The sequence below is a fragment of the Coprococcus aceti genome, from assembly GCF_025567285.1.
Classification (GTDB): Bacteria; Bacillota; Clostridia; order Lachnospirales; family Lachnospiraceae; genus Coprococcus; species Coprococcus aceti.
The window spans coordinates 200,743-218,258 of record NZ_JAOQJT010000001.1; the positions used below are offsets into that span (position 1 = coordinate 200,743).

The window sequence follows — 17,516 nt, forward strand, 5'->3', positions numbered from 1 at the left end:
AAAACGCTGTGTTGTCCTCGTAAAAGATACAAATTAGCAACCTGTCCAACCCTACCTCTACTGTATAAGCAGCATCGGATCCACAGGATTGCCGTCCTTCTCGACTGCAAAATAGAGATTGCTTCCTTCCTCGCTGTAGAATCTGCTTGGCTCGCCAACGGTTCCCACTACCTGGCCGGCATCCAGATGCTCGCCAAGTGCAACCTTCACATCCTGAAGCTGTCCAAGTGTCACGGTGTAGCCGTCTCCAAGCTCAAGCTTGACGTAATTGCCCAGCTCTGGGTTGCTTGAGACCTCCGCTACCTTACTCTCATATACAGCCTTGACCTCATCGCCCGTCTGCGCCTCAATTACCATTGCAGGGCTGCACTTGTATTCCTTGAGTGTCTCAAAATACACTGTCGTATCCATGCTGTAAGGAATTATCACATTGCCATTTATAGGCCATGATATGCTATCCTTTGGATCGTAATGCAGGCTGTCATTTGAAACTCCTGAAGCTCCAGTCTCAGCACTCTCACTCTCCGCTGTGGATGCAGTGGAATTCTCTATGGTATTATCCGTCTCAATATCTTTCTGCTCTGATGTACCTTCATCCGACACTCCGCTGTTCTTATCATTTTTCTTATCGTTCAAAGCTTCCTTCGCATCGGCTTCCGTCGTACTGTCATTCGGCGTATTCTGTCCTATTGTTATGGTCTTCTCATTTGAATTGGTCTGTGCGTTATAAAGTCCGAGCACTGTCACAAGCACTGCCATGCCTGTGATGAGCGAGATATAAAATATATTCTTCTTTATGCCGCCCAAAAATTTCTTCATATTCATCACCTCATCTGTATCATGTCCACTTATTGGCACTTATATACAGATGATTTGAATGTGTAAATATTTTTTATCAACCTTTATTTTGCAATCTCTATTCCAGTATAATAATACCTGAGGATCTGATCATACTTCTCTCCATTTTCCGCCAATACAGACGCCCCATACAGTGACATTCCCAGAGAATCTCCAACGCCCACCGTTATGATCCTGTATCCATCCTTAACCTTATCTATGTGTATATTCGTCGAGGCAAGTCCCAGTTGTTCTTTGAAAACATCAGCCTCCAGCTCGCTCCCAAATACATTTATGGTCTGTGCAAATCCAGATTCTGTGGCTGTCATAACCTTGACCTCATCCGTCATATTGTCAGCGTCTATCCATTTTCTGAATATCTTCTGAAGCCTGTCCCCGTTGTATATCTCAGTGGTCGAAAAGTCCTCCGCCATCTGATCCACATCACTTGCCACCTGCCTGAGATACGGTATGTCATGCCCATATATTTCCTGTGCACTCACAGTATGCCCTGTACTTATCATATGATACGCCGGAAGTATTACCTCTCCACCGTATTTCATAACCTGTCCACCGGTCGCATACACCGCCTTCTCCGCCCTTCTCATTATCCCGGAGCACTCGCCTCCCCATTTCTTCTTGAGCTGCGATTCCGTATATCTTATCTCCCGGAGCTGGGACTCATTTATAAGATTCTTTGTCTGCCCCTGTGTGGCGGAATTTCTGTCATTTTCATCCATCTGGTAATAGATTCCGGTCCTAACCACAACTGCGACCGCCTTGAGCATTTCATCGCTCCATTTGTCACTCATCATTCCCGCCAGCGTCGATGCTGTATACTCTTCCACATCCACGAGGGAATACTCCCCATTATCATAAATACACACATTGCGTCCGCTTTTTGCCGATCCGTCAGTGTTATCTCCCCCAACCGCCTTGTCGTATATTCCTGATATTATGTAAGCAAGTGCCATAGCACACGCAATCCCTATAATGATCGTCTTTGCATTCCTCATTTCACCCTCCCGCATTTTTATACCTCTTATATATATATCGTTTTTACACTGCTCATATACCCTTTTTACTGAGAAATCTTAACGCAAATTTTAGTCGTATCGTTTATTGACAAATGCAACATGACATAATATGATAATAGCGTATTCAAGATTAACGGTTCGATTGCTATATAAGGTAAGCTTTTCTTTGGAGTATTCTCTATAAGGTATATTGTAGTGTTTTCATTGAGTACAAATTTTCATTTTTAGGAGGTACTCGTGATGAAGAACGGTACAGTTAAGTGGTTCAACGGAGAAAAGGGTTATGGATTCATCTCAGATGATGAGACAGGAAAGGACGTATTTGTTCATTTTTCAGCAATCAACTCTGATGGATATAAGACTCTTAACGAGGGACAGAAGGTTACATTTGACGTAGAGGCTGATCCTAAGGACGCTTCTAAGGAGAGAGCAACTAACGTAACAGTTGTAGCTTAATTCACATATAACCATTAACACAAGAACAGGCGCTATACAGATCTTTGATCTATATAGCGCCTGTTTTTTATTGCTTGTTAATATCACGGTTTCCTCACGGCTTCCCGTTACGCCCTGCTTCCGAGAGCCTTCTTGCGGGCTCTGTATTTCGCTCTTATGTATCTGCCAGCTGCAGACAGCTCTGTAGTCTTCCACCTGCTTGTTTTCTTCGTCTTAGACGAAAGCAATGAACACGACTCATTCTTGTTGCTGAGACTCCAGCAGAAATAGCTGACATTCGCCTTGTTGAGTCTGGTCAGCCATTTGCCGGTGTAGGCTTTGCTTATGCCTCCATCGCCGCTTGCCGCGGACATTCCGAACTCTGTGACTATGACCGCTATCCCCTTCTTCCTTGCGTATGCAAGCTTCGCAGGAAGATACTGGTTGTGGCTCCACTCATTTGCATAGAAATGGAGTGAGTACATTATATTCTTGTAGCCCTTGATAGGGTTATCCGCAACCTCATTGTGTGTGCCATCCGAACCGAGCTGGGACCATGTCGGCGTTCCCACTACGATGATCGCCTTCTTGTCATACTTTCTTATGACCTTTATGACCTGGGACGCATATCGCTTGACAGTCTTCCAGTCGCAGCCATTTGGCTCATTGCATATCTCATAAATGATATTTTTCTGTTTCTTATACTTCTTCGCCATAGTTGCAAAGAATCTTCTTGCCTCTGCAACCTGTGTCATAGGATTCCCGTCGTTGAGTATGTGCCAGTCGATGATCACATACATGCCGAGGTCGGTCGCATATTTCACGCCCTTGTATATCTGATTTCGAAGTGCCGCTTTGCTGCCGCCCGCGCAATAGCCGTTGTATTCAGATGTATACATGGCAAGTCTTACCGCATTAACTCCCCAGTCGTCTCTCAGAGTCTTGAACGCCGCCTTGTTCACATAAGGATATCCCACATCCCAGTTGATACCGTGTGTGCTGATTCCCCTGAGCTGGAATTTCTTGCCTTTGGCATCCACCAGATCTGCCCCCTTCACAGACAGTCTTCCATGTGTCGCCACCGGCGTCTTTACCTTCGTAGCTGCAAATGCATCACAGTTCGGCTGTACGGCAACCGCTGTAAATATCATTGCAAATGCGAGCAGCAGAGCCGTGAGTCTGTGTCTCAATTTTCTACCTTTCATATGTTTATAACCCCCTTTTCATCACAACGTAACATATATATATCATAACATAGGCGCGGATGTATTAACAGATGCAAAATAAAAACGGACACCATACGATCCTTACCATATGATGTCCGTCCTTTATTTTGTTATTTCATTCTATCTGATAATTACTTATCAAGGGAAACCTTAACCTTCTTAAGCTTCCAGATCTCCTTTGCATACTCCTCGATAGTTCTGTCTGATGAGAACTTTCCAGCACATGCTGTGTTGAGCATAGCCATCTTTGCCCAGCCCTTCTCATCCTGGTATGCCTTATCAACCTTCTGCTGAGCCTCTGCATATGAATCGAAGTCCTTAAGGATGAAGTATACATCTTCCTTTGTAAGAGAATCATAGAGATCTCTGAATCTGTCCGGATCATCCGGTGCATAAGTACCATCGATAAGCTGTGTGAGAACTCTTCTTACAGCCTGGTTGTTATTGTAGATATCCATTGGGTTGTAGCCGCCCTCGCGCTCATACTTCATAACCTCTTCTGCTGAAAGTCCGAAGATAAATGCGTTCTCGATGCCAACTTCCTCAACGATCTCTACATTTGCTCCATCCATGGTTCCAAGTGTAGGTGCACCGTTCAGCATGAACTTCATGTTACCTGTACCTGAAGCCTCTCTTGAAGCTGTTGAGATCTGCTCTGATACATCTGCTGCTGCGAAGATGATCTCGGCATTGGATACTCTGTAGTTCTCTATAAATACAACCTTGATCTTGCCTTCGATTGAAGCATCGTTGTTGACAACATCTGCAACTGAGTTGATGAGCTTGATGATAAGCTTAGCTCTCTTATATCCTGCTGATGCCTTTGCTCCAAAGATGAATGTTCTTGGGTACATATCGAATTCTGGCTCTGTCTTCAGTCTGTTATACAGATGCATAACATGAAGGATGTTCAGAAGCTGTCTCTTGTACTCATGAAGCCTCTTAACCTGTACATCGAAGATTGAACGAGGATCTACATCCACATTGTTGTGCTCCTTGATGTACTTTGCAAGACGGATCTTGTTCTGGTACTTGATGTTCATAAACTCATGCTGGCACTTCTCATCGTTCACATATACCTTAAGCTTCTTAAGGTGTGAAAGATTGGTTATCCACTCGTCACCGATCTTGTCTGTGATCCAGTTTGCAAGAAGTGGGTTAGCATGAAGCAGGAAACGTCTCTGAGTGATACCATTTGTCTTGTTGTTGAACTGCTCTGGTCTCATCTCATAGAAGTCCTTAAGCTCTCTCTCCTCAAGGATCTTGGTATGAAGAGCTGCAACACCGTTTACTGAGTAAGAACCTGCAATTGCAAGATGAGCCATCTTAACCTGGCCATCGTACAGAACTGCCATATTCTTAACCTTATCCTGGTTGCCTGGATACATCTCCTGGATCTTGAGAACGAATCTTCTGTTGATCTCCTCAACGATCTGGTAGATACGTGGAAGCAGTCTTGAGAACAGCTCGATAGGCCACTTCTCAAGTGCCTCTGCCATGATCGTATGGTTGGTGTATGCACATGTTCTTGTTGTAATATCCCATGCGTCATCCCACTCAAGGCCTTCCTCATCCATGAGGATTCTCATGAGCTCGGCAACTGCTACTGTTGGATGTGTATCATTCATCTGGAATGTTACCTTCTCTGGCAGCTTGTGGATGTCCTTGTTGAGCTCCTTGAACTTGAGGATTGCTCTCTGAACTGAAGCTGAGATGAAGAAATACTGCTGTCTCAGTCTGAGCTCCTTACCTGCGTAGTGATTGTCATTTGGATAGAGAACCTCAACGATAGTCTTTGCAAGGTTCTGCTGCTCTACTGCCTTCTCATACTCACCCTTGTCAAATGAGTCAAGGCAGAACTCCTGGATTGCCTCAGCATCCCAGATTCTAAGTGTATTTACAACGTTGTTGCCATAACCGATGACTGGAAGGTCATAAGGTACGGCACGAACTGACTGATATCCATCCTGTATAAAGTAGTTTCTGCCATTCTTGTTCTCAACTCTGACATATCCACCGAACTTAACTTCAACAGCGTACTCTGAACGCTTAACCTCGAATGGGTTGCCATCCTTGAGCCAGTCATCCGGCATCTCAACCTGATATCCATCCTTGATACCCTGCTTGAACATACCATACTTGTATCTGATACCACAACCGTATGCAGGATAACCAAGTGTTGCCAATGAATCAAGGAAACAAGCTGCAAGACGTCCGAGACCGCCATTACCCAGAGCGGCATCAGGCTCCTGATCCTCTATAAAGTTCAGGTCAAATCCTAACTCGTCAAGTGCTTCCTTAACTGCATCGTAGTAAGTCAAGTTGATAAGATTGTTACCGAGTGCTCTACCCATAAGGAACTCCATAGACAGATAATAAACTGTCTTGACGTTCTTCTTCTCATACTCCTTGTGTGTAGCAATCCATCTGTCAATGATGTCGTCCTTTACTGCGTAGCTGACTGCCTGGAATACCTGCTGTGGAGTAGCCTCCTCGATAGGCTTGCGGAAAAGGGTCTTTACATTAGTAATGACTTCCTTCTTGAAGCCTTCCTTATCGAAATCTGCTAACATCTTCATCTGATTCATTCCCTCCTTGGATAAATAGATATAATTTTTTCCATTTTCACTGTTTCATTCTATCATCAACCTTTTTTTTAAACAATACATGAGAAAAAATTTGTTAAATAACACTATAAAATTAGACTATAGTCAAATAGAATTTGCAGTTTTTTTTACATAAAAGGCGATAAATGTCTGATAATATCTAGATTAATTGGGGGTTCTTGCGTTTTCAATGATTACCAGAATATTGTAAATGCACCACGTATACGATATAAAACCCCTGGGAGAGGCAACTCCCAGGGGGATCGTTATCTAACTTCGTCCGTATCCACTCGGCATGCAGCACACGCAAGGCATACCGCCCATGCAGCACGACATGAGAGCACATATGGTACAAAGGTTGTTGCAAAACTTTCCGCCGGTCGGCATATCCATTCCATACCCGGCACCTCTGTCCATGTACCACTGACGGCCGCTCTTGATGGACTCATATGCCTGACGGTATTCCTGATTGCCCGGCTCAAGCTCCATTGCACGCTTCAGCATCTCCATGGCTCTTATCTGATTGCCAAGTCCGGCGTTGCACACGCCACTGTAATAGTGCCACTTGGCATCGTGATTCTCTATCTGATTGAGGACGTTCTTCGCCTCCTCATAGCTTCCGCTGTTCATATAGTTCTTCGCGGCCTGAAAATATCTGGAATCTTTATCATTCGGATCGTAGTCATTCTGTCTCTGATAGCCACCGAAACCAAATGGGCCAAATCCTCCGAAACCGCCAAATGGATCATCATACTGTCCGTAGCCTCCTGACGAACCGCCGTAAGAACTTCCACCATACGGACCATATGAACCGCCAGATCCATAACCGCCGCCGTAGCCCTGCGAGCTTCCAGTTCCATACCCACCAGCACCACCGTAACTTGCACGGTCAGCCTCACCGCTCACTATGGACTTGTAAGCCTGCTGTATCTCCTTGAACTTTTCCTCAGCCTCATCCTTGTGAGGATTGTTGATATTCGCATCCGGATGATACTTCCGGCTCAGCCTTCTATATGCTTTTTTTACTTCTTCTTCGCTGGCACCTCTTTTGAGTCCCAGCACCTCGTAAGGATCTTTCATAATTTATTCCTCATCGCCGCATCTTCTATTTGTAGTCGAATAATATGCTTCCCATATTCCTGAGTATATTATGTTCCTGAGTATACCTACATTTTCAATAATAGGAAGCATCTCATACTCTTTAGCAAGTGGTGCCACCATCATCATCAGAACATCCTTCGTCCACTCTGCAAGCTCCTGCCATTTGTCCTGTTCTATGGTTTTATCCACACCCACTGATTGTACCTCAACACCCAGCTCATGCGCAAGCCTGCACACGAATGGATTGTAATTTCCGGCACCTATATCCTTCTCTATATCGTCATACGCGTCCATTATGTAGACAAATTTGCCCAGATAATAGCCTATGGTGCGGAGATATGATTCCCACTCATCATGTTTCGGGGCACATATCTCTGCCATTATATTGCCAAAATGCCCCGACAATGCATCCATGTCATCGGATCCCACCTCCTCCAGCTCACTTATCGCCTTGAGGTTCTCCGCAATAACCTGGATCTTCTGTGGATAATCTTCCTTGAGCCTCCTGCCATTTTTCCCAGCGAGCAGCACATCCGCATACAGCTTTCGGGTAAACATATGCTCATCATCCCAGTCATCTATACATTTATAATAGGTAAGGATCACGTTCATATCAGCAACATAATCTGTGTACTCGTTCTGTACATAAGTATGCTTCGATGTCGGGTGTGCGATACATCTTCTGCTGCCCGAGTGCTTCTCCGGTTCGTACAGTCCCGTCAGAAGAAGGACCAGAAATGTCATATCATAGCTGAGACTTATCTGTCCTCTCGCACCGTATCTGTCCTTCAGCGATTTGCACAGGCCACAGTAATACCTACGGTATTCATCGTATTCTTTCATCTTAAGCTCAGGCTGGTTCACCACTATATATCCAAACATCTCTCAATCTCCATACCGTATTTCAACTCAAAATATCTAAAGTCCGCATCATCACTAAGACTTCTTCACAAATCTGTTGCCGCACTTAGGGCATCTGATCTCTATCTTGCCCTTTCCCCTTGGAACTCTGATCATCTGCTGGCATTTGCTGCAGACAAATATCTTGTATTCCTTGCCGGCTTCCTTCTGTTTCTTCGCACGCTTGAATATATTTCTCACGCCCGCGGTGTGCTCCATAAACCATCTGTTCTGAGCCGCGCGCTTGTCATAGTTCTTGGACATGATCCTGACATATCCATAAGCGAACATGAAAAGCCCAAGGAAATAAAATATCCCCGTCTTGATAAATGCATCCAGCACCATAAAAATCAATCCGCCCCAGGTAAGGAATGATGACAACTGATCGTTGCCGTACCTGGATCTCATAAATCTTATAAATTTGTCTTTCATAATTCACCATTCTCCTCGCAAATTCTTACATTGTCTCCAGCTTCTCTGCGGATTCCTGAAGCTGCCTGTAGGCTTCCTTCATCCTGCCCATCTCCACGTCATCTACATGATTCATGTCAGTTCGTGTCACAAGCTTCTTCAGATACTCGCAGTCGCTCTTGATCCGTTTCATCTCCTTCTTGTCAAGCTGTGCGCCCCTGGTCTCAAGAAGATTCTCTACCTTATATACATACGACTCGGCCTCGTTCATAATGTCTTTGAACTCCCTGGCTCCAGCCACGTCATCCTCGTACTTCTTCGCATCCTCCCTTGCTCTGCGGATCTCCTCCTCCGAAAGGTTGGTGCTGGATGTGATCACTATCTGCTGTTCCACGCCCCTGCCAAGATCCTTAGCTGAAACCTTGAGGATACCATTTGCATCCATGTCAAATGTGACCTCGATCTGAGGAACGCCCGCCATGGCTCTCTTGATACCGCTGAGCCTGAAGTTGCCTAGCAGCTTGTTGTCCCTTGTGAAATGTCTCTCGCCCTGGTACACCTTGATCTCGACATCCCTCTGGAAATTACCCGCCGTGGTAAATATCTTTGATGCTCTGGTCGGAATGGCTGAATTTCTCGGAATGATGACATTTGCCACACCTCCAAGGGTCTCAATGGACAGCGAAAGAGGTGTCACATCCATGAGGAGAATGTCATTCACCTTGTTCGACACGGTGAGCTCGCCGCTGAGCTTGCTTCCCTGGACCGCCGCACCCATGGCAACGCACTCGTCCGGGTTCATATTCTTGGATGGCTCCCTGCCGGTTATGGCACGAACCTTATCCACAACCGCCGGTATACGGGTGGAGCCACCCACCAGCAGCACTTTGTCTATCTGATTTCTCGTTATGCCCGCATCGGATAATGCCTGGTTTACAGGTCCCGCCGTTCTCTCCACCAGGTCATAGGTGAGCTCGTTGAACTGCTCCCTGGTTATCGTCATGTCTAGATGCACCGGCTGATTCTTCACTGTCGATATAAATGGCAGATTGATGTGTGCAGTCTGCGCAAATGAGAGCTCCTTCTTGGCATTCTCACAGGCTTCCCTCACTCTCTGGGATGCTGTGATATCCTTCGCCAGATTGACCTTTGTCTCCTTTTTAAAGGTCTTGATGACGTAGTCCAGCAGCCTCTCATCAAAATCATCTCCGCCTAGATGATTGTCTCCCGCGGTGGCAAGAACCTCTATGACGCTGTCCCCTATCTCTATAACAGACACGTCAAATGTTCCTCCGCCCAGATCGTATACAAGTATCTTCTGCGCCTGTCCATTGTCAAGACCATAGGCGAGAGCCGCCGATGTAGGCTCATTTATGATTCGAAGCACATTCAGTCCCGCTATTCTTCCGGCGTCCTTTGTGGCCTGTCTCTGGCTGTCGTCAAAGTAAGCCGGAACTGTTATGACTGCATCAGATACCGGTCCGCCCAGATAACTCTCAGCATCGCTCTTCAGCTTTGCAAGTATGATGGCGGATATCTCCTGCGGCGAATAGTCCTTGCCGTCTATCCTCTTTCTGTATGTTGTTCCCATCGCTCTCTTGATGGATGTGATAGTTCTGTCCACATTCACAGTCATCTGTCTCCTGGCAGCCTCACCCACCAGTCTCTCTCCATTCTTTGTGATGGCTACTATGGAAGGTGTGGTCCTGCCGCCCTCCGAATTCGGTATGACAGTTGGCTGATCGCCCTCAAGCACTGCCACACAGCTGTTTGTTGTTCCCAGGTCTATTCCTACTACTCTGCTCATATATGTCAACCTCTCTGTAATGGTATTCTAATCTACTCATGGGGACGGAGGGGTCAGGCACCTCCGTCCCTATATATTGTATATAATAACCATCACTTATGAACATAATTTGGACAAAAAATAAAGTAAGTATAAAGTTAGGTTAAGAGAGTATAAAAAAAGAGGACGGAGGTACCTGACCCCTCCGTCCCCGGACTTAATATTCTACTTTGATGCCTTCTCTGCCTTGATAACCGCCTGGAATTCCTTCATATCCTTTGCGATCTCTCCGCTTAATGCCAGCAGACAGATAAGGTTCGGAATCGCCATGAGCGCATTCGCTATATCTGAGAAGTTCCATACAAGATCCAGTGATATCGTCGCGCCTACGTATACAACGAGCGAGAACCCTATCCTGTATATCATATTGTACTTGTGTGACTTGAACAGATACTCAAATGCCTTCTCTCCGTGATACTCCCATCCAAGGATCGTGGAGAATGCGAAGAGCACAATTCCTATAGTTACGAGCCAGCCTCCCACCTTGCCAAGTGCAGAGCCAAATGACAGTATCGTGAGAGCTGCACCTTTTATAACAGTTGAGCAGGCAAATGTTCCATCCTCAGCAAATGTATAATGGTTTCCGGCTGCATCAGTCCATGTACCGGTAAGACTTCCTATGGCTGCCTGACTCTCCTCCACCGCAAGCTCACTTGCAAGCTTTGTATTCTCATCCTTGTTGAGTTCGTCGGATGGAAGGACTGAAAGCATCAGGGTATTTGACGAATTGGATGTATCTGTCAGAATGAGCTGGTCATCTGTGAATTCATATGTATAATCCGTTGTGGTAGTCTTGTTGTCGGAATCAACAGCCTCCACAGTAACCTCCGTTCCGCTCACCTGATAGCTGCCCTTTGTGCTGTTCTCCGTGATTCCAAGCACACCCGATGATGCAATACAGAGACCTGTGATGGTACAGACTACTATGGTATCCCAGAATGTACCTGTCATATTGATGTAACCCTGACGGACAGGATTGTCTGTTGTGGCAGCTGCCGCCGTGATGGCCGCAGAGCCCATTCCAGCTTCATTTGAGAATACTCCTCTGGCAACACCGAATCTCATGGCGTTCATCATAGCTGCTGTGATCGTACCACACAGACCGCCACCGACTGCCTTGACTGAGAATGCCATCTTGAATATCATGGCAACTCCTGACGGAAGATTCTGGATATTGATGATTATTACAATAAGTCCGGCTACAACATAGAATATCGCCATCAAAGGAACAACAACTGATGACACCTTAGATATAGTCTTGATTCCTCCAACTATTATAAGAAGGGCAAAAACCGTAAGTATGATTCCTGTAACATATGTAGGCACGCTGAATGTACTGCTAAGAGATTCAGATATGGAATTGGCCTGTGTCATATTTCCTATTCCAAATGAGGCGATGACTGCAAAGAGTGCGAACAGCCAGCCCAGCACTGCGCCGAACTTCTTATGCTTGAATGCTTTCTTCATAGTGTACATAGGACCGCCGCTCATCTCGCCCTTGGCATTCACCTCACGATACTTGATAGCAAGCATACACTCTGAGAACTTGGATGTCATACCAAATGCTGCGGATATCCACATCCACACCAGTGCTCCCGGACCTCCCGATACCATGGCCGTTGCAACACCAACGATATTTCCCGTTCCTATGGTTGCAGCAAGCGCGGTGGTCAGTGCCGAAAATGGTGACACGTCTCCGGTTCCTCTGCTCTTTGTCCTTGCCTCCTTGCTAAGTGTACTCTTCAGCGCATAGCCGAGATTCCTCCAAGGAAGAAATCCTGTTCTGATCGTCAGAAATATTCCCGTTCCAACCAGAAGCACCAGCATGACCGGTCCCCAGACAAATCCATCCACCGCCGACACGATCTCATTTAACTTTTCCATACAACCGCCTCCTCTTTCCAGGTTATCCATATCATCCGACCCGGCACTCCCCTCATTTTTGTCCCGAATCAGTTTATATACCCGTAAATTTACTGTATTTTTGTCACAAAGTCCAGAGTATTGTGGTGTTATGGTTATTTTCCTTTATTAATTAAGTTATGCGGGCGCTTGGCGAAATATTATGCGGTGTGGTGGTCATTTAAAGTTCACCGTTATCGGGCATATCTCCGCCTTGGTTCCAACTCTCATATCGGGGCCAAACACACCGACTCCGGATGTCACTATGTTGTGCATGCCGTCAACATTCAGGTAACCGCAGGAATTTTCCCACATCATCGCCACAAGGATGTTGCCTGGGAACATTTGTCCGTCATGGGTGTGTCCACACAGATCCATATCCACACCTGCCGACGACAGCTCCTCCAGCTCCTTTGGCTCATGATCAAGGATTATGATAGGTTTTGATTTGTCCATATTTTTCGTGATCTCGTCTGCGGATACTCTGTCTGTGACTCCATTTCCCGGTCTGTGGGCATCGCGGCGGCCATAGATGTATATGGAATCGTTTATCAGCACTCCCTCATCACGAAGAAGTGTGATTCCCGCTTTCTCTATAAACTCGTCCATCTCAGGGCTGCTGGTCTTCTCCTTCTGTCCGCCAAATGTAAATCCGGCAAGCACCTGCTCCTGTATATCATGGTTGCCGTAGCAGGCATACACTCCATACTTTGATTTGATCCCCCGGAGTATTTTCTCAAGCTTCTCCGGCTGGTCAACGGCTTCCCATTCGTTGTCAAATATATCACCCGCTATCAGCACCAGATCTGCGTCCTGCTTATTTATAGAATTCACTATTCTTTGAACCTGCCTGACGCCTATGTTGTATCCAAGATGAAGATCTGCAACCAGCACTATCTTCATGGAATCCATCTTCTGACCATTCTCATCCTGTGCTTCCTTATTGATGGTCACATCATAAGGCGTCACCCGCACAAGTCTCGCATTTACCACTCCCCAGAATGATATACACATGATAAGTGTTGCGCACGCACAGCCCACTATCCTGCGTACCCTCGGCACGCATATCTTATCTTTGCTCACTCTGAATACATGAAGCAGAAGGAATCTTCCAAGCTCAGCTATCACTATGAAAAATATCATATACAGCAGAACGCCCAGCCAGTAATTGCCCACCAGCTTCATGCCACGTCTGAACCTTCCCTGTGGCAGGAAGAATGCGATCACCAGCGCCGACGCCAGAAATGCGTATAGCACTATCGGGACTATCCAGCCCTTCTTGCCTTTGAGTTTCGGGAAATATGCCTGTACCCAACCCTTTATTCTCCAGAACAAATATATATTTAACGCTATGTAAAAAGGCGCAATAAAAATTGCTATCATCTTTTTTCTCCTTTGTTTTTCTGACTGGCCAATATACATATTGACGGCAGTCCTTTGTACGATTTATTCATACAATAATATACTCCCAACACCACACATACACAAACTTAATAAATCGTAATTCCACCGTCATCCCCTAATATCCAAATATATTTAAAGAAAGTACAAAATTTTCCTAAATCACATAAAAATAGCCCGAAAGATACAAAATCTTTAAGATTTGTACCTTTCGGGCCGTATTCTCTTGATCAGGGATAATTTTTTCCAAAATGCCTGTTTTAAACCCTAATATTATATCCCTTAGTCGTTCTTCTTCACTCCGAGAGTTACCTTCTCGCCGTTGATGTTCCACTCCTTAGAGTAACCATCAACTGAACCGGTGATGATCTCTGTTGCCATAACGTCGCCGATGATGGCATCTGCATTTGATGAAATGATGTCTTTTGCCTTCTGGCTTCCGTCTGCGTATACAGTGATCTTGTCCATAACCTCGAATCCAGCCTCTTTTCTCATAGTCTGAACCTTGGATACTATCTCACGGACAAATCCTTCCTCAAGAAGCTCCTCTGACAGATTTGTGTCGATGACTACTGTCACACCGCCGTCTGCCTCAGATACGAAACCGTCCATCTGAGCCATGTCGATCAGAAGATCAGCCTCAGTGAGTACGATCTCCTCTCCGTCTGCCTCAAACTTCAGAGCGCCCTCTGCCTTGAGCTCTGCCATGGCTGCGTTGCCATCCAGTGCTGACAGATGCTCCTTGATCTTGCCAAGGTGCTTGCCGTACTTAGGTCCGACTGTACGAAGCTGTGGCTTGAAGCTGTATGTTGTGTAAGCGCTTACATCATCATCGAACTCAACATTCTTCACGTTCAGCTCATCCTCGATGATAGCCTTCTCCTCGCCGAAAAGCTTCTTGTCAGCCTTGACATACATCTTGCCGATTGGCTGTCTGTTCTTGATATTTGCTGTATTTCTTGCTGCACGTCCCAGAACTACGATCTTCAGGATCTCGTCCATAGCAACCTCAAGCTCTGGATCGATCATCTTCTCATCCACCTCAGGGAATGAGCACAGATGAACTGAGAGAGGTGCATCCTTGTCTATATTTCTAACCAGATTCTGGTAAATATCCTCTGCCATGAATGGGAGCATAGGAGCTACTGTCTGTGCGATCGTAACGAGCGCTGTGTAAAGTGTCATGTAAGCATTTACCTTGTCCTGCTCCATGCCCTTTGCCCAGTATCTCTCACGTCCACGACGGACATACCAGTTACTCATGTCATCCACGAACTCCTCGAGAACTCTTGTTGTCTCAGGAATCTTGTATGCGCCAAGGTTTGCGTCAACTGCCTTGACTGTTGAGTTCAGCTTGGACAGAAGCCACTTATCCATAAGTGACAGCTTGTCGTACTCTAGCTCATGCTCAAGTGGATTGAAGTTGTCTATATTTGCATAGAGTACATAGAACGCATATGTGTTCCACAGTGTACCCATGAACTTTCTCTGACACTCAACAACTGCATCCTCATGGAATCTGTTAGGAAGCCATGGTGCTGAATTGCTGTAGAAGTACCATCTGATGGCATCTGCACCGTACTTGTTCAGAGCATCCATAGGATCTACAGCATTTCCCTTGGACTTACTCATCTTCTGTCCGTCCTTATCCTGGACATGTCCGAGAACGATTACGTTCTTAAACGGAGCCTTGTCGAACAGCAGCGTTGAGATCGCCATAAGTGAGTAGAACCATCCTCTTGTCTGGTCAACAGCCTCACTGATGAAATCAGCAGGGAAGTGCTTCTCAAATATATCCTGATTCTCAAATGGATAGTGCCACTGTGCAAATGGCATTGATCCTGAATCGAACCAGCAGTCGATAACCTCTGTGACTCTGTGCATCTGCTTGCCACACTCAGGACACTTGATAGTTACAGCGTCGATGAACGGACGGTGAAGCTCGATGTCCTCAGGGCAGTTGTCACTCATTGAGCGGAGCTCTTCCTTTGATCCGATGGCATGTCTGCAGCCGCACTCACACTCCCAGATGTTCAGCGGAGTACCCCAGTAACGATTTCTTGAAAGTCCCCAGTCCTGAACATTCTTCAGCCAGTCGCCAAAACGTCCCTTACCGATGCTCTCCGGGATCCAGTTTACAGTGTCATTATTCTTAACCAGCTTGTCTCTGACTGCTGTCATCTTGATGAACCATGTATCTCTTGCGTAATAGATAAGTGGTGTGTCACATCTCCAGCAGTGTGGATACTCATGCTCGAACTTAGGCGCATCGAAGAGAAGTCCTCTTGCGTCCAGATCCTTGAGTACCTCAGGATCTGCATCCTTTACGAACATTCCGGCAAATGGAGTCTCCTCAGTGAGGTCACCCTTGCCATCTACAAACTGTACAAATGGAAGATCGTAGTTTCTTCCGACATTTGCATCGTCCTCACCAAATGCAGGTGCGATATGAACGATACCGGTACCATCTGTCATAGTTACATAAGTGTCACATGTGATGAAGTGGCCCTTCTTGTGCTGCTTCTCACATACAGGCTTTACGCACTCATAGAGTGGCTCATACTCCTTGTACTCAAGATCCTTACCGACATATGTCTCAAGAACCTCGTATGCAGGAACTGCTGCCTGATCGTCTGCTGCTTCCTTTGCAAGACCGCCGAGAACCTTGTCTGCAAGTGCCTGTGCAAGATAATATGTGTAGCCGTCTGCTGCCTTAACCTTCACGTATGTCTCATCTGGATTTACACAGAGTGCTACGTTTGAAGGAAGTGTCCAAGGTGTTGTTGTCCATGCGAGGAAATATGCATCCTCTCCGATAACCTTGAATCTTACTACTGCTGAACGCTCCTTGACTGTCTTATATCCCTGTGCAACCTCATGGCTTGAAAGAGGTGTACCACATCTTGGGCAGTAAGGCACGATCTTGAAGCCTTTGTACAGAAGTCCCTGATCCCAGATCTTCTTCAGTGCCCACCACTCTGACTCGATGAAGTCATCATGGTATGTTACATATGGGTTGTCCATATCAGCCCAGAAACCAACCTTGCCTGAGAACTCTTCCCACATGCCTTTATATTTCCATACGGACTCCTTACATTTCTGGATAAATGGCTCCAGTCCGTACTCCTCTATCTGCTCCTTGCCGTCGATTCCCAAGAGCTTCTCAACCTCGAGCTCAACAGGCAGACCGTGTGTATCCCATCCGGCCTTTCTGACTACGTTATGTCCCTTCATTGTCTGATATCTAGGGATCATATCCTTGATTACACGTGTGAGAACGTGTCCGATATGTGGCTTACCATTTGCTGTTGGAGGGCCATCATAGAATGTGTATGTTGGCAGATCCTTTGTCTCTTCAACACTCTTCTCAAATACCTGATTTTCTTTCCAGAAGTCCAATACCTTCTGCTCTCTGTTTACGAATTCCAGTTTAGTCGAAACCTTGTCGTACATGTCGTCTTTCCTTTCTGTGATAAATATAAAAAAGCCCTTCGTCGTAATCAGGACGAAGGGCTTTGAGTTCGTTATACCACCTATTACTTACATACTAACATATGCGCTCCCCTTAACGCAGGAAATACGTCAGAGCCTACTTGAGCAAATCTCTTTTGGTCTGCAACTCCAGAGTGATATTCCGAAAGTCTCTACTGTCACCGGGCTCGCACCGCCCCCGGCTCGCTGCTGATCTCGCAGACTCCGTACTGTCTCTGTCATCGTTTTTAACTTATATGATCCAGAAACCCGCCTGTATAAGCCATTTCTGAACCTATCCATTCATTAGTATAGCAAGTATTTGTGGTTTGTCAATCGCAAT

General features: G+C 46.0%; 12 protein-coding genes. 1 reads left to right on the plus strand and 11 read right to left on the minus strand.

Annotated features, from left to right (window positions below; genetic code table 11):
* Nucleotides 1–57: 57 nt before the first annotated feature.
* Nucleotides 58–819 (minus strand): M23 family metallopeptidase, encoded by a 762-nt coding sequence (locus OCV54_RS01005; RefSeq protein WP_055222348.1) that lies wholly within the window; start codon nt 817–819, stop codon nt 58–60.
* A gap of 83 nt (nt 820–902) precedes the next feature.
* Nucleotides 903–1,853, minus strand: coding sequence for a SpoIID/LytB domain-containing protein (locus tag OCV54_RS01010; RefSeq protein ID WP_238051646.1), 951 nt, complete (start codon nt 1,851–1,853; stop codon nt 903–905).
* A gap of 261 nt (nt 1,854–2,114) precedes the next feature.
* On the opposite strand from OCV54_RS01010, the gene OCV54_RS01015 reads away from it, so the two are divergent.
* Nucleotides 2,115–2,330, plus strand: coding sequence for a cold-shock protein (locus OCV54_RS01015; RefSeq protein ID WP_015534471.1), 216 nt, complete (start codon nt 2,115–2,117; stop codon nt 2,328–2,330).
* Nucleotides 2,331–2,437: 107 nt separating this feature from the next.
* On the opposite strand, the gene OCV54_RS01020 is transcribed toward OCV54_RS01015, so the two are convergent.
* The 9 genes from OCV54_RS01020 to ileS all read right to left on the minus strand — a co-directional run bounded on the left by OCV54_RS01020 (nt 2,438) and on the right by ileS (nt 17,155).
* Nucleotides 2,438–3,514: a glycoside hydrolase family 5 protein gene (locus OCV54_RS01020; RefSeq protein WP_015534470.1), complete on the minus strand. Its 1,077-nt coding sequence runs from the start codon at nt 3,512–3,514 to the stop codon at nt 2,438–2,440.
* 152 nt (nt 3,515–3,666) lie between these two features.
* A complete protein-coding gene (locus tag OCV54_RS01025) occupies nt 3,667–6,108 on the minus strand; it encodes a glycogen/starch/alpha-glucan phosphorylase (RefSeq protein ID WP_055222480.1) in 2,442 nt (813 codons plus the stop codon).
* 303 nt (nt 6,109–6,411) lie between these two features.
* Entirely contained in the window at nt 6,412–7,221 is an 810-nt protein-coding gene (locus OCV54_RS01030) for a J domain-containing protein (RefSeq protein WP_015534468.1), read from the minus strand.
* 3 nt (nt 7,222–7,224) lie between these two features.
* A complete protein-coding gene (locus OCV54_RS01035) occupies nt 7,225–8,124 on the minus strand; it encodes a DUF5685 family protein (RefSeq protein WP_055222350.1) in 900 nt (299 codons plus the stop codon).
* 54 nt (nt 8,125–8,178) lie between these two features.
* Entirely contained in the window at nt 8,179–8,574 is a 396-nt protein-coding gene (locus OCV54_RS01040; RefSeq protein WP_055222351.1) for a hypothetical protein, read from the minus strand.
* Between the two features lie 25 nt (nt 8,575–8,599).
* On the minus strand, nt 8,600–10,360 hold the full coding sequence (gene dnaK / locus OCV54_RS01045; protein WP_055222352.1) for a molecular chaperone DnaK: 1,761 nt from the start codon (nt 10,358–10,360) through the stop codon (nt 8,600–8,602).
* A 204-nt stretch (nt 10,361–10,564) separates the two neighbouring features.
* The gene (locus tag OCV54_RS01050; protein WP_055222353.1) at nt 10,565–12,283 is read right to left on the minus strand and encodes an alanine/glycine:cation symporter family protein; all 1,719 of its coding nucleotides are present in this window, start codon (nt 12,281–12,283) and stop codon (nt 10,565–10,567) included.
* A gap of 195 nt (nt 12,284–12,478) precedes the next feature.
* Nucleotides 12,479–13,684, minus strand: a complete 1,206-nt coding sequence (locus OCV54_RS01055) for a metallophosphoesterase (protein ID WP_055222354.1) — start codon at nt 13,682–13,684, stop codon at nt 12,479–12,481.
* Nucleotides 13,685–13,984: 300 nt separating this feature from the next.
* Nucleotides 13,985–17,155, minus strand: coding sequence for an isoleucine--tRNA ligase (ileS, locus tag OCV54_RS01060; protein ID WP_055222355.1), 3,171 nt, complete (start codon nt 17,153–17,155; stop codon nt 13,985–13,987).
* Between the last annotated feature and the right edge of the window lie 361 nt (nt 17,156–17,516).

What these genes read in the sequence shown, in the direction of transcription:
- OCV54_RS01005 (WP_055222348.1), bottom strand. Translation starts at nt 819, where the DNA reads ATGAAGAAATTTTTGGGCGGCATAAAGAAGAATATATTTTATATCTCG.
- OCV54_RS01010 (WP_238051646.1), bottom strand. Translation starts at nt 1,853, where the DNA reads ATGAGGAATGCAAAGACGATCATTATAGGGATTGCGTGTGCTATGGCA.
- OCV54_RS01015 (WP_015534471.1), top strand. Translation starts at nt 2,115, where the DNA reads ATGAAGAACGGTACAGTTAAGTGGTTCAACGGAGAAAAGGGTTATGGA.
- OCV54_RS01020 (WP_015534470.1), bottom strand. Translation starts at nt 3,514, where the DNA reads ATGAAAGGTAGAAAATTGAGACACAGACTCACGGCTCTGCTGCTCGCA.
- OCV54_RS01025 (WP_055222480.1), bottom strand. Translation starts at nt 6,108, where the DNA reads ATGTTAGCAGATTTCGATAAGGAAGGCTTCAAGAAGGAAGTCATTACT.
- OCV54_RS01030 (WP_015534468.1), bottom strand. Translation starts at nt 7,221, where the DNA reads ATGAAAGATCCTTACGAGGTGCTGGGACTCAAAAGAGGTGCCAGCGAA.
- OCV54_RS01035 (WP_055222350.1), bottom strand. Translation starts at nt 8,124, where the DNA reads ATGTTTGGATATATAGTGGTGAACCAGCCTGAGCTTAAGATGAAAGAA.
- OCV54_RS01040 (WP_055222351.1), bottom strand. Translation starts at nt 8,574, where the DNA reads ATGAAAGACAAATTTATAAGATTTATGAGATCCAGGTACGGCAACGAT.
- dnaK (WP_055222352.1), bottom strand. Translation starts at nt 10,360, where the DNA reads ATGAGCAGAGTAGTAGGAATAGACCTGGGAACAACAAACAGCTGTGTG.
- OCV54_RS01050 (WP_055222353.1), bottom strand. Translation starts at nt 12,283, where the DNA reads ATGGAAAAGTTAAATGAGATCGTGTCGGCGGTGGATGGATTTGTCTGG.
- OCV54_RS01055 (WP_055222354.1), bottom strand. Translation starts at nt 13,684, where the DNA reads ATGATAGCAATTTTTATTGCGCCTTTTTACATAGCGTTAAATATATAT.
- ileS (WP_055222355.1), bottom strand. Translation starts at nt 17,155, where the DNA reads ATGTACGACAAGGTTTCGACTAAACTGGAATTCGTAAACAGAGAGCAG.